The sequence below is a fragment of the Armatimonadota bacterium genome, assembly GCA_023511795.1.
Lineage (GTDB): Bacteria > Armatimonadota > UBA5829 > DTJY01 > DTJY01 > JAIMAU01.
The window spans coordinates 29200-42477 of sequence record JAIMAU010000008.1; the positions used below are offsets into that span (position 1 = coordinate 29200).

The following is a 13278-nucleotide window of genomic DNA, read 5'->3' on the forward strand; positions in this document are numbered from 1 at the left end:
GAATCTCCCCTGCCTTCCTTGGCGGGGTTAAGAAATACCTGCATAACTATTATCGGCGAAGAAAGGGCAGATATTTAGGCGAAGTTGCAATTGAGGTTTGTTGTGAATATAAGACTAGATTTTTCTTTTGCCACCAACAAAAACCTTATCTATTTTGCAGTTCGGAATTTCGTTTTTCGGTATTGAGAATATGTCTTGATTTAGAACAACAAAATCAGCAAGCTTGCCTACTTCTATGGAGCCGAGGTTTGCTTCTTGAAACATGGCGTATGCTCCGCCGAGGGAATATAATGCAATTGTTTCTTCGACTGTTAGGCGTTCAAATTGCGAATGTTCGTCACGGCTAACTGCTCGATAGATTAGCTCAAAAACGTCGAGATTTTCAACAGGGCAGTCTGAGCCGAGCGATAGAGGAATCCCAACCTCAAGCATTGTTCGAAATGGATATGCCCATCGATAGCGCTCAGGACCAACGCGATTAATTGTCCAAAAGTCGGTTATTATAAATTGAGGCTGCACGGAAGCCAAAATATGGAGGTCTGCCATTCTGAAAACAAGGTCCTCATTCAACAGTGAAGCATGTTCAATTCGGTGTCGCCGAGTGCGGTTGTCTTCGCCGGTTTCAATGAGAACGGTTTCAATTGCGTTAACGGCTTGTTCAACAGCTCGGTCTCCAATTGCATGGATTGCCACTTGCCAGCCGGAATTGTGCACTTTGCGAACCATATCTGTAAGTTCTTCATCCGAATGCAGCAGGATGCCATTGTTTCCGGGGTCGTCGGCGAAATCTTCTTTGAGAGCTGCTGTTCTTGCGCCCATCGAGCCATCCGCAAAAATCTTGATTGCGCCCATTCGAAGCATTTCATCTCCATTGCCAGTCTTGAGACCTTCAGCAAGCAGCGAATCAAGCATTTCATAACTAGGTTGTACATAGAAACGTATAGGCAGTTGGCTCTGCCGGTTAATGTGGCGAAGGGCGTCAAGCTCGGTTTGGGAGCTAACTAAACAATGGACACTGGTTAATCCTGTGGCAAGAGCTTTCGCAGCAGCGAACTCGGCGGCCTCCACCATTTCCTTGAAAGTCGGCTGGGGCATTGCTTCCCAAACTGGGTTCATATCTTCTTCAGTGAGGAGCCCTGTATCCCTTGCCGAATCAGGAATTTTTTCCGGGCCTACAAGCTCTATCGCTTTGCTATTTACAACACACGCATGACCGCAAAGCCGTGAGATGAGCACCGGTTTGTTGAAATGGTCGAGCTCATGGCGAGTGGGAAACCTGCGTTCGGCGAGTATTTCTTGGTCGAATCCCCAGCCAAGTATCCACTCTCCACAGCGTTTCTCATCATGTGCCTGGAGCCGCTGGATTATCTCCTTAATCGATTTACATCCATTTAGGTCGGCACGTAAGAGTTTGTTTCTGCCGTAGTATAACAAGTGGACATGAGAATCTATTAGTCCCGGAATTACTGTTCGGCTTTCCAAATCTATCTGCTCAGTGTTTGAGCCTATGTAATCTTCAACTTCATCATCTGAGCCAACGTAGACAAAGCGTCCATTTCGAATAGCAACAGCTGAAGCCGGTACCGTTTGGGAAAGGATGAATACCTTGCCGTGTGTCAAAATTATGTCTGCTGTTTGACTCATTCTACTTGCCTTCTTCCATCATTTACAGGGGAGATTACCTTGCGCTTCTGTATATAGTTTATGAGAGCATCTACTGAAAGGGTGTCTAAGTATTTTGCTGACGTTACATCTGAGAAGTAGAGCCCAACAAGCCAGTCTATTGTTGCAATCGAATAAGTTGCGTTTTCATCGAGGGGCTTTCCATTAACAGTTGCTTCGACTATCTTGCGGTTGACAATTTTATATCGCATGCCAGAAACTCCCGGACTGATGGGGAATCTTTCGATTATTTGTTTGAGATGTGCTCCGGTTAGTTCCATAAGCACAAGTTTGTTGTGGAACGGTAGAACGGTTGCTACATCCCAAACTTTGATAGGGCCTTTTGCAAAGTTCCCTCGAACTCCGCCTACGCCATATATGGAAATCTGTGCTCCCGTTTCCTCACGTATGGCATCACACACTAAGTTTAAAACTGGGCCGCCCCCTCCTTTATCAACCATATCTGCTGTAGCCTCGCCAATTATTTTGTCGTATCGTTTAGAGATTGGAATATAATACCTTCGAATAACTTCGGCAGTTCTGTGATCTTCTGGTATATCGGAAGTAACGGGTATCAACTTGCCGTCCACGCTCATTAGGGTAAATGGACCGCTGTTTCTTCTAAGTCGAAGATCAAGTCTTCCTAGCTCGCCAGCCCATTGGTATGCTTGGACGATGACGGTGCCGCCCAGCGAGAATGCCTCTGCAGGTTTGTTGTGCTTGATGATTTTTGGGGTTGCTAATCGCGTATGTGAGTGTCCTCCAACAATTACGTCAATTTCTGGGACCATTCTCGCTAACTTTTCATCTTCGGCTTCTCCTAGGTGGCTCAGTACAACTACTATATCGGCTTTATTTTTCAGCTTTGGAACAAGATGCTTTGCTGTTTCATAAGGATCCTTTACTGCAAATCCTTCTTTTACTGCTTTGTAATCAACAATTTGTGGCGTTGTCAATCCAAGAAAGGCGATTCGCACTCCATTAAAATCATAAATCACATATTCGGGAAGTGCAGGTTCTAACGAGTCTTTCTTTAGAAGATTAGCGCATACTATGGGGAACTCAGCCAGTGCTAGATTGCGGTTGAATTGTTCGAGAGATTGGCCGAATTCGTGATTTCCGGTAACCATTACATCATATCCTGCGGCAGAGAGTGCGGCAAAGTCTGCTTCACCTTTATATTCGATTCCGAATGGCGTACCGTCGCAGATGTCGCCTGCGTCCACTAAAATTGCATTGCCACGCACCGAAGCTTCGATTTGGTTGGCTAGGGTGGCTACCCTTGCTAAACCACCGATATTTTTGGTAGCCATCATCTCTGCCACTGGGGCGCTTGACTTAAGTGCATCTGGGTAGCTGAAGGGAATAAGGTGGTCATGGATATCATTTGTGTGGAGAATAGTTACCAGGCGATACTCAGGCTGACACCATGCATTAGAGAAGAGCAAGAAAAAAGCTAGCCAAACAAGTAACAAATGAAGAGTAGCTCTTCTCACTTTTTGTAAACCTCCTCAGGATTGAAAATCCGCTCGGCAATCACGCTCAGAGTGTTTTCGTTTGCTATTTTTCTAAAGAAGCAACTTCGATATCCCTCATGACATGTCGCACCAATTTGATCCACTTTTATCAATAGGCAGTCCATATCACAGTCAACGTAGATTCCTTTTACAAATTGGAAGTGGCCTGATGTCTCACCTTTTACCCAATGCTTCTGGCGTGAGCGGCTCCAAAAGCAAACCTTTCCATCGCGGATGGTCCGTTGCACAGCTTCTCGGTCCATGAAGCCCATCATGAGAACGTCCCCGTTCTCCGCATCTTGGATAATTGCTGGAATTAGGCTATTTTCGTCAAACTTCAGCTGGTCAAGAATTTCCATTGTACCTCCATTATTAATGTATAAACTTCTTATTAACTTTATAAGCCGCCAAGGGGCAGAAATATGCACCCAGTTGAGCTGATTATATCATAGGTACCAACAATATGCGAGGCGGCAGAGGTTAAACTCCTATCTTTACGTCAAAAATGGTCGTTGGATTACTTGTTGCGTACTCCCATCTCTGCCAACACTTGCAAAAGAAGGTCTAACTGGTTGCTGGCAATAACATCTACGCCCATGGTAACCATTCGACGGATGTTTTCTTCATCGTCTACTGTCCAGGCTTCCATTAACATATTTGCGGCATGAGTAGCTTTAACAAGATCTGGGGTAATGGCAGTGTAATTTACGCCAAAAACCCAGCCGTTAACAGCTGCTGCTTCGTTGGCAAGTCGTACCGCTTCATCTCCTGAAATCTCCGTTTGGCTGCTGATTAGCGGGGAAAATCGAATCAAACAGTCGAGTTCTTTTAGGCGAAGTCCAATCTTGTGGTGGAATGAACATATCGCGGTGCGTTCAGACATGCCCCTTTGCTGTACTAAGGCAACGACGTCATCTTCCAAACTTTGCTCCTTTATCTCAATGATTGGTTGCGTTTCTCCCCATGGTAGGTTAAGAAACTCCTCCAGAGTCGGTAGCCGTTCTCCTGCATATTGGGCTCCAAACCAGCTTCCAGCGTCAAGCTGCCTAAGCTCCTCAAGGGTCATGTCGGCTACTCTACCGGTGCCGTTCGTTGTTCGGTCGACTGTGGCGTCGTGGATGATAATGATCTTGCCATCTTTAGTGCGGCGAACGTCACACTCAATTAGGTCAGGCTTAAGTTCAAGAGCCCTTTTGAAAGCAGCGAGTGTGTTCTCGGGTGCAATGGCTGAAAAACCTCTGTGTGCAATCGTCAAAACTTTTTGCATTTTATCGCCTCCTTGGTTTGATTATACCTTTAGTAGATTAAGATAGTCCATCAACTTGAATATAGTTTTTACCCCAATTTTTGAAAAAGTTTTTCTTAAAAAGCTTAAAAGGAGGATTTTAGACGGGCAGGAAATAAAGATATCAAAGCACACTCGCCGAGCCATATCCTACTTGCATCAAAGGCAAGTAGGATATATCTCATTATAACTAGCGTTGGCTCAATGATTGATTATCTAGGCTTTTCTTAAAAGATAGGCCATGATATAGGAATCGCAAGGTTCTTTTGACACTATACCCAGTTGGCTTTAGGGATTTAGCTTGTATACGACTTGCAAGAGCCAAGGAGACTCAAATGCATCGGAGTAAAAAGCAAGATAAGTGCGATGAACGAGTAAAAATCTAGCTATTTTAAGGTATAAGAGTCCACTTTGAGAGACTCTAAACCGGGCAGGAGGTGGTTAGTGGAGAGAACTGAATTATGTTTATTACCATCTTTTTTAACGAAGAAATTCAAGAAGGAGGCACTTAAGTGGTAAGAACGTTTAGGGTAGTTGTATTTGCCCTGGTGTTGCTCATGGTAGCAAGCACCGCATTTGCATACAGACTAATCTGTATTCCAACGGCCGAGACGTTGCCAGATGGAATGTACAGACTCGAGATTGCCGCTCCACTCAACGAAAGCGCGCCGGCTACTGCTCCGACCCATGACAAGTGGTTGCCGTGCTATAAGTTTGATGGGACGGTATTCAAGGGGTTTGAAATATCCGTCAACAGTGGTGGTACCCCTTCAGGCAATCTGAATCCACTTTCATGGAGAGCAAACAATACCCAGGTGAGTCTCTCATGGACCGTTGCCAGGGAAACAGAGGATATGCCTGGCTACGGAATGGGCGTGCTCAATTGGTATGATTCCGAGGACCATGTAAATCATGAAGAGTCTGCTTTTGCTGGCGTATACAAGACTGTACCAATTGGTCTAAAATACCCTGCCACGCTCCACCTGTTGGCGGGAACAAAGGTTCTCAATGGTGTATTTGGCGGATTTTTGCTTCCTTTGTCAAAAACCTTTGTCGTCGCTGCCGAATATTCTCCACGCGCTCTAATGACTCCTGGAAACACAGATGAGAACTTTGTCTGGGCACTTGGCTACAATCACAACGCACACTGGCGTTTCAAGTATGCAAACATTGGTGGTGACCATGCCTTAGGCATAGTGTACACTGGAAAATGGTTGCAGAAATAAAATAGATAGCTCAATGGCCCAGCCGGCAGAAACTTCTTTTTAGTCGGCCGGGCCATTTTTTTGTTTATAACTAGAAGCTTTGCATGTCAAAATGCTGGTTTTTTTGGGGCTCTTCTCCTCCAATAACCTTCCTCTTATTTAATCCACCTATACCCTGAGGAAAACTATTTCGTTTTGGCTAAAAACCTATTAGGTGAGGCTTAGATGGCAATTTTTGCAATATCAGATCTTCATCTTTCACTTTCAAAGCCAAAGCCAATGGATATCTTTGGACCAGCTTGGGCAGACCATGCTAATACAATTCGCACAAACTGGATAGCTTCAGTAAAAGATAAGGACATCGTGCTCATCCCAGGTGATATCTCATGGGCTATGAAGCTTCACGAAGCCATGCCGGACTTGAACTTTTTAGCCGACCTTCCAGGGACTAAAGTTCTTATCCGCGGGAATCATGATTACTGGTGGCAGAGGCGTGCGACCAACCGCATTCAAAAAGAAGTTAATAGAAATCTATTTTTCCTCCAGGGTACGTCAGTCGTTTTTGACAATGTCGGCATAACCGGGACACGCGGCTGGCGTGTGGATTGGGAGAGTAGAACTTATGAAAGGGAAAATAAGGAAAAAGATTTTGTTGAGAATAGTCAAGCAGCAAGGGCTGATCGTAAATTCGAAACTTCATCATCTGCCAACCACCAACAAACAGTCATTCGCCATCCTTCGGCAGGTGGTCGAGTGCCAATAACGGAACAGCAAAGCGAACGTATTCTCCGTCGAGAACTAAATTATCTTGAACACGGTTTGCTTTCCATTCCCGATACAGTAAGCCTCAAGATTGCAATGCTTCACTTTCCACCGTTTGATGAGCGCCTCCGCCCTAATGAGTTTGCAGAAATGCTATCGCACTACCATGTTGATATACTCGTGTATGGCCACGTTCATATTGGCTTAGGGGGATGGATAGATGGCGAAGTAGCTGGAGTGCGTTATTACATAGTCTCAGCCGATATATTAAATTTCGTTCCGAAGCTAATTGTACCGTAAATGCAAGTAGGGGTTTGATTGACCAAGGGTAGCGGTTATGGTATTATTTGAGGCGTTGCCCACCTTGTAAAACTTCAGCGTGACATGTGATAATGCAGCACCACCGAGATTGTTGCGATAACATATTCAAGCGTTTGTGTTCGGAATTTCCAGGCATTACGCTAGTAGCGTTAGGGCAGACTGTTTACTGGGATGAGCCAATGAAGGCGGTTCTTCGAAGCCTTCTGGACCAGTATTGCCCCAATGTGAAGATGCTTGTGGGAATTCATGATGCGGATTATTTTTCTAAAGTTCCACCGACTACTTCACTTTCAGATGGTTGGATGGTCCTTCCGCATAACGACGGAAGTACGCGGGACTTGTGGGTTGCTACAGGCGAGATTTCTAGACTTTTTGGCAGCGAGACAATTCCCACGCGCGAACTACTCACCCAGCATGGCGTTCAAATAGAAATAGCTGTTCGTAATAATCCTGGAGGGCGTCAGGCATTTATAGATAAAATAACTGAAGCTTGGGGATGGCGTGGGCTTGCATATGTGGGAAGCTCCGATGAGATTGCATGTTGTATTCCTTTGCAACAGGTACTTGACCCATTAATTAATTTGCTGCAATGGGGAGTCAATGGTAGTTTAGAACATCTTTCGGCTGAATATGCTTCAAGGGCTAGTGCTGTGGCGGAGAAGTTAATTGCAGATGTGCGGGATTATGCTAAATCCCATCCCGATGCTTCAATCACGGACATGTATCGTGACTTTCTGCCATCGTTTTATGAAAGGCTTTTACGAAAACCGCCCAAAAATCTTGAAACCACAACTTCTACGGAGCTTTTTAGGTTTAACGTCGAGACTTCGGAACTTCCCAGATTTAATCTGGTGCGAATGTTCTTGGATCCTCGAACCCGAAGCGCATGTCAAGAAGCTTATGACTCGGCAATCGAGGGTTCGGATATCTACACGCTGGATAAGTTTCCTGAAGGTGCTATACCCTTCGACCTTGTGATTCCACGTGTGGGCCGTGGCACGGTATGTCTGCGGGATGGCGAAGTCGTCATTGATACTCCCAAACCAATACACTTGGCTTATAAAGGTTCCCAGCTTACTCTTGAAAAGTTTTCTAAGCTTGTGGAGGAAAACCTTGGACCAAACAATGCACTAATTGGCAAGGCAGTGACTCTTGTCTTAATGATTGCAAGTGAGTTCATCTTTGTTTTGAATGAGGAAGCCTCAGCCTATGTTTGGCGGTGTGAGAAGATGGCCAGCCTTATGAAAGAGCGTGGTGTCAGTTTGCCATTCCATCCTATTTTGCGGTTGGACTATGGTGCATGGGATGCTGTTGGAGCTTCCAAAGTTACATTTAGATTGCCAGAACATCTTGCGGTAGCCTTTGGGTGTGAGGAAATTAACTCGGAGGACTTCGCAAAATCGTGGCGTGATGTAGTACTTGCTCAGAAAGATCTAATTCGGCAAATTAAGATAATTAATACTACTGAGGGCTTGCTTAATTTTCTTGCTGAGCATATAGGAGAGCCTTGGGATAAGAAGCTTCTAGAATACCGCAAAGCATACTCTGCCCTAAGGGAACTCTCGCAAAACACGGAACCGATAAAAAAAGAATCCATCCGACTCCGAGATCTCAGCCACCAGTTAAAACAGGAGGCTCAGAGGCTTGAAGTTAAGAAGGGTGAGCATTTTCGCAGTGCAATCAAGCCTCTGCAGGATAGACTCATTGAGCTTGATTTGCAGGGAATTACCGATGGTGAGGAAGTTGAACAAATTAAATCTTCTCTTCGCTTGGAGCAACAAAAGCGTGCCCAGTTGGATATGGAGATTGATCGTTTACACAAAGAAGGTGTCAAGGCACATGATAAGCATCTCGACCTAAAGCGGATGGTGAGGTCTTTGGAAAAAAGCAAAGAAGTAAGCGAAAATAGAGAGAAGCTGAAATCCATCGAATTAGAGGCTGAGTTAGCAAAGCTTAAATTGGTGCGCAACGCAATACTCACTTCTCGAGGCTTAAGCTATACGAACCATCGGCCATCAGCTTGGTGGCTCATGCTAGTTGACCCTGAAATGAAATGGTTTGACCGAATAGTCGAGTTGACAACCCTTCGCTTTGAGGAAATAGTAAATAGCAAGTCCTGATATACTAATTTATTCCTCTATATTAGACGTGGTATTTTAGAAGACGTGTGATTAAGGTTGGAATCTATGTATTAAGAAGGTTTTGCTAAACGAAAAGTATGCTGTTTTTGGAATAAAAGTAACCGTTTCAGCAAGAGTTGGTTCGCGGAGGGCAAACCCAATTGATTGAAATTCCGTTTGCAAAAGTCGAAGCTATCGGCAACCATTTTGTGCTCATAAATGCGCTTAACAAATTGGAACTCGACTGGTCGATGCTTGCAGTCCAAATGTGCCAAGCGCATTTTGGAGTCGGTGCGGATGGCTTGCTCGTGCTTGTGCCCTCTGCAAAGGCGAATTTTGGCTTCCGAATGTTCAACCCTGATGGCACAGAGGATATGTGTGGCAATGGCCTCAGGTGTTCAGCCGTTTATGTATACTCGAACGGCATATGTGGTAAGAACAAGCTGACATTTGAGACCATGAGCGGAATTAGCACAGCGGAGATAATCAAATGCGAGGACAACTCAGGCGACGTTAAGGTGAATATGGGAAAGCCTTCACTTCGAGCTGCTGATATTCCTATGAATGCCGATATCGATGAAGTGATAGATTTTCCGCTTGAGGTAGGCGGAAAGGTGTATTTAGTGACCTGTGTTTCTATTGGAACGCCGCATGCGGTAATTCAAGCACCGCTAGATTTTTTCTGGAAAGAATTGCCGGCTGTCAGCCGTGTAATCGAATCGCACCCAATTTTTCCAAAAAAGGTGAATGTTACATGGTGGTCTGTGAGTAAAGCAGGCGAGCTGAGAATAAGGACATGGGAGCGTGGTGTCGGTGCGACTCTAGGCTGTGGCACAGGTGCATGCTCGGCGCTTGTCGCTGCTAATGTTCATGGGGCTGTCGGCAAAAGTGCAAATGTTATATCACCTGGTGGTACTTTATATGTTGAATGGCTAGATCAAAGGGATATATATATTACTGGCCCTGCTAGGGTAGTTTTTGAGGGAGTTTGGGTAACCAACTGATTGTAATTTCGGCGTGTGAGTTTTAGCGAAACTTAGCCTTAAGAATTACCAACAAATAAGCCAATGAAAGCAAATGTTTAATATGGGAGGTTGAAATGAGGGAGAGCAAGCGCGAGAGGGTAATGGCTGCAGTAGAGGGACGTGAGAGCGACCGCGTGCCCGTAAGCTTTTGGTATCATTTTCACCTAGAACATCCCTCTGGTGCTCCTCTCGCAGAAGCCGAACTGGCATTCGCACGAAAATACGACCCTGACTTCCTTAAAGTAATGCATGACTTGAAGCTTGATTTGCCTGCCGGCATGACCTTGATAGAGAATCCAAAGGATTGGGCAAAGATCAAACCTTTACCTCCTAGAGAGGGAAATTTTGCACAGCAGCTTGAGGCTTTGAGATTAATCCGTCGCGAACTTGTTGTAGATATGCCAATTATTGATACGATATTTAACCCCTATGCTGCCGCAAACAAGCTGTGCGGCAAGCGGTTCTTGGAGCATTACTGCGCGAACCCGTCGGTAGTGCGCCATGCATTGGAAGCAATTGCAGTTTCACTTGCTGACTACTCGCTTGCATGGATAGAGGAGGGCGGCGATGGGATATTTTACGCTTTAGATGGTGCGCAGACTACGACGATGTCAGAAGATGAGTACCGTGAGATTTTTTTGCCATTTGACCGCTATATCCTTGAAACAGTGATGGAGAAAGGCACTTTCAACGTTCTCCATATTCACGGCACTGACATCATGTTCGATTTACTTCATACCCTTCCAAATCATGTGCTTAACTGGAGCAGTCAAACGACATATCCTAGTCTTAGGCAGGCAAGGGGAATCCACCAAGGCTGTATTGCCGGTGGAATAAACGAATTGGAAATATTAGGCAAGACGGCGGACGAAGTAATGGATGAATGCCGAAGTGCGGTTGCAGAAGCAGGTGCCGTTGGTTTTATCCTCACACCAGGATGCGCTATTCCTACAGAGACGCCGGAGGAAAACCTTTTTGCAATTCGGCAAGTTGTAGAGTAATGCCTACCTCTATCCAGGCTGAGCACTCGCCGATAATTGGAATATACTGAAATAGTCTCACATGGAGTGAAGGTTGATTCGTATACCAAAATCCGTTCTCCGTGATGTTGATTCTGCTTTCTCACGTGAATGGCTTGTCACAAATGGCATTGGTGGCTATGCTTCATCAACAGTAGCTTGGGCAAATACTCGACGATATCACGGTCTCCTCTTAGCCTCGTTCCCACCACCACTTGGCAGGCAAATGCTCTTCTCAAAAGTTGACGAAGAAATTGAAATCGATGGCCAATTTTATATGCTTGGCTGTAATGAATATCGCGATGGAACAATCTATCCTCAGGGGCACAAGCTCCTTGAAGGTTTTAGCCTTGAATTAGGCATCCCTACCGCCGAATATTGTGCCGGAGGATTAGTTCTTCGCAAGCGGATATGGATGGAGCATGGGCAGAATACCGTCTACATACTTTATGAGCTGCTTGAGTCTTCAAAGCCGATTATACTCAGAATTAAACCTTTCTGTGCGTTTAGAGGATACCACGAATGCCAAAGAGGCAAAGTTAGCTATTACTCAAAATGGGAAAATGGGGTTCTTACTGTTTGGTCGGCACGAGCACCTTACAAGCTCAAGTTGATTTGTGAAGGCGCTGAATTCAAACATCAGGAGGATTGGTACTGGGATTACCTTTACAGGCTTGAGCGTGCACGCGGCTTTGACTGTTTGGAAGATCTTTATATGCCGGGCTTGTTTACGATAGGGCTTTCCCCAGGTGAACGAGTTATCTTAACGGCAACGAGTGAGGAGGACCTTCCAATTGTTCAAGGTGCATTTGAGCGTGAAATGCAACGAAGGCGGTGTTTGGTTCGCGGCGAGAGGAGTAGTTTCCGACGGTATTTAATTCTAGCTGCTGACCAATTTATAGCAAAGCTTCCATCCGCGAATAGGAATTATCAAAGACATGCAATTATCGCTGGCTACCACTGGTTTACCGATTGGGGCCGCGACACCATGATCAGTCTACCTGGGCTTCTTCTCTCAACAGGGCGATTGGATGTTGCTAGGCAAATTTTGCTCGACTGCGCAGACTACCTTAACCAAGGTTTGCTTCCAAATAGATTTTCCGATGAGGGTGATGCTGAATATAACGCCGCTGATGCAACTCTATGGTTTTTTCAAGCAATCTACCGCTATATGGTTGCCTCAGGCGAAATGGAGATTATTCACCATTTGTTTCCATCCTTAAAACAGATAATAGAAAATCACGTTAAAGGGACTAAGTTTGGTATTAGAATGGACCCTAACGATTGCCTTCTTTTTGCAGGTGAAAGACAAAGTCAAGTTACATGGATGGATGCGCGCGTGAATGGCAAACCCGTCACGCCGCGTGTCGGAAAGCCTGTGGAGATCAATGCCCTTTGGTACAATGCGCTTTGTCTGATGGCATGCTGGGCTGGATATGTTGGAGAGTCTGCTCAAGAGTATGAATCACTTGCTTCTAAGTGCGCCTCAAGCTTTCAGAGTAAATTCTGGTGTGAAGGAAATTATCTATACGATGTAATTGATTGCTCGGGCAGAGCGGATGATTCACTTAGGCCAAATCAAATCATGGCTGTATCGTTGCCTTTTTCATCGCTAAATCCATATCAGCAGAAGTTGGTAGTGGATGTCGTAGAGCGAGAACTGCTCACGCCATATGGCCTTCGTACCTTGTCTCCTAGGAACCCAAAATATTGTGGCGCTTACTCGGGCGGCCCTTTTGAACGGGATAGTGCATACCATCAAGGAACTGTCTGGCCTTGGCTTCTAGGTCAGTTTGCTGACGCTCATTATCGTGTATATCAGAATCGCAACCGAGTAAGGGAACTTCTTCAACCATTTGAAGAACATCTCGGTGAGGCGGGTATTGGAACCATTAGCGAACTTTTTGATGGCGATCCTCCACATAACCCTGGCGGATGTATAGCGCAGGCTTGGAGCGTTGGAGAAATCCTCAGGATTCTCACAAATCTTCGAAAGATAGAATAAACTTTCGAAGTTTTGTGGCTTTGTGTTTCATTCGCTCATGCGTAGGGTATAGGCGGATTAGTAGCACTCCTGGAGGAAATTTGAAGATGGCGAAGAAGCGTCAGCAGACCGGCAAAAAGGGTGGCTCTGTTATTGACGAAGAGCTGAAGGACCCTGCACCAAAAAACAAACCGACCAAGCATAAGAAGACTAGCAAGGGCAAGCATAAGAAGTAAGTTTCCTCGAAGATTGCTAAACTTTTCCTTGCAATGCTGGTACTTTTGCGTTTCGGAAGCATGCTTGCTATGCAATTTGGCTATCCCCTAAATAAACGTTGACTAGCAGATATTCCTACACTATACTTTAAAATACCAACCC

Annotated in this window: 10 protein-coding genes; 6 read left to right on the forward strand and 4 right to left on the reverse strand. The window is 45.3% G+C overall.

Annotation, left to right across the window (positions count from 1 at the left end):
* Positions 1 to 114: 114 nt before the first annotated feature.
* The 4 genes from K6T99_08515 to K6T99_08530 form a co-directional block, all read right to left on the reverse strand.
* A complete protein-coding gene (locus K6T99_08515) occupies positions 115 to 1644 on the reverse strand; it encodes an amidohydrolase (protein MCL6519861.1) in 1530 nt (509 codons plus the stop codon).
* On the reverse strand, positions 1641 to 3158 hold the full coding sequence (locus K6T99_08520) for a bifunctional metallophosphatase/5'-nucleotidase (GenBank protein ID MCL6519862.1): 1518 nt from the start codon (positions 3156 to 3158) through the stop codon (positions 1641 to 1643). Before K6T99_08520 ends, K6T99_08515 begins: the two co-directional genes overlap by 4 nt.
* Positions 3155 to 3538 carry a phosphoribosyl-AMP cyclohydrolase gene (hisI, locus tag K6T99_08525; protein ID MCL6519863.1) on the reverse strand — a complete coding sequence of 128 codons (384 nt, stop codon included), beginning with the start codon at positions 3536 to 3538 and terminating at the stop codon, positions 3155 to 3157. The genes K6T99_08520 and hisI overlap by 4 nt, the downstream gene beginning before the upstream one ends.
* Before the next feature lie 158 nt (positions 3539 to 3696).
* A complete protein-coding gene (locus K6T99_08530) occupies positions 3697 to 4446 on the reverse strand; it encodes a glycerophosphodiester phosphodiesterase (GenBank protein ID MCL6519864.1) in 750 nt (249 codons plus the stop codon).
* A 530-nt stretch (positions 4447 to 4976) separates the two neighbouring features.
* Here K6T99_08530 and K6T99_08535 point away from each other — a divergent pair.
* The 6 genes from K6T99_08535 (at position 4977) to K6T99_08560 (ending at position 12921) form a co-directional block, all read left to right on the forward strand.
* Positions 4977 to 5690: a hypothetical protein gene (locus K6T99_08535; protein MCL6519865.1), complete on the forward strand. Its 714-nt coding sequence runs from the start codon at positions 4977 to 4979 to the stop codon at positions 5688 to 5690.
* A gap of 204 nt (positions 5691 to 5894) precedes the next feature.
* Positions 5895 to 6731 carry a metallophosphoesterase gene (locus tag K6T99_08540; protein ID MCL6519866.1) on the forward strand — a complete coding sequence of 279 codons (837 nt, stop codon included), beginning with the start codon at positions 5895 to 5897 and terminating at the stop codon, positions 6729 to 6731.
* A 200-nt stretch (positions 6732 to 6931) separates the two neighbouring features.
* Positions 6932 to 8872: a hypothetical protein gene (locus K6T99_08545; GenBank protein MCL6519867.1), complete on the forward strand. Its 1941-nt coding sequence runs from the start codon at positions 6932 to 6934 to the stop codon at positions 8870 to 8872.
* A gap of 161 nt (positions 8873 to 9033) precedes the next feature.
* Positions 9034 to 9876 (forward strand): diaminopimelate epimerase, encoded by an 843-nt coding sequence (gene dapF / locus K6T99_08550; GenBank protein MCL6519868.1) that lies wholly within the window; start codon positions 9034 to 9036, stop codon positions 9874 to 9876.
* 95 nt (positions 9877 to 9971) lie between these two features.
* A complete protein-coding gene (locus K6T99_08555; GenBank protein MCL6519869.1) occupies positions 9972 to 10898 on the forward strand; it encodes a hypothetical protein in 927 nt (308 codons plus the stop codon).
* A gap of 73 nt (positions 10899 to 10971) precedes the next feature.
* A complete protein-coding gene (locus tag K6T99_08560; GenBank protein ID MCL6519870.1) occupies positions 10972 to 12921 on the forward strand; it encodes an amylo-alpha-1,6-glucosidase in 1950 nt (649 codons plus the stop codon).
* The last annotated feature ends 357 nt before the right edge of the window (positions 12922 to 13278 follow it).

Bases quoted from the DNA above. Each gene is read 5' to 3' on its own strand.
- K6T99_08515 (MCL6519861.1), bottom strand. From the start codon at position 1,644: ATGAGTCAAACAGCAGACATAATTTTGACACACGGCAAGGTATTCATC.
- hisI (MCL6519863.1), bottom strand. From the start codon at position 3,538: ATGGAAATTCTTGACCAGCTGAAGTTTGACGAAAATAGCCTAATTCCA.
- K6T99_08530 (MCL6519864.1), bottom strand. From the start codon at position 4,446: ATGCAAAAAGTTTTGACGATTGCACACAGAGGTTTTTCAGCCATTGCA.
- K6T99_08540 (MCL6519866.1), top strand. From the start codon at position 5,895: ATGGCAATTTTTGCAATATCAGATCTTCATCTTTCACTTTCAAAGCCA.
- K6T99_08545 (MCL6519867.1), top strand. From the start codon at position 6,932: ATGAAGGCGGTTCTTCGAAGCCTTCTGGACCAGTATTGCCCCAATGTG.
- K6T99_08555 (MCL6519869.1), top strand. From the start codon at position 9,972: ATGAGGGAGAGCAAGCGCGAGAGGGTAATGGCTGCAGTAGAGGGACGT.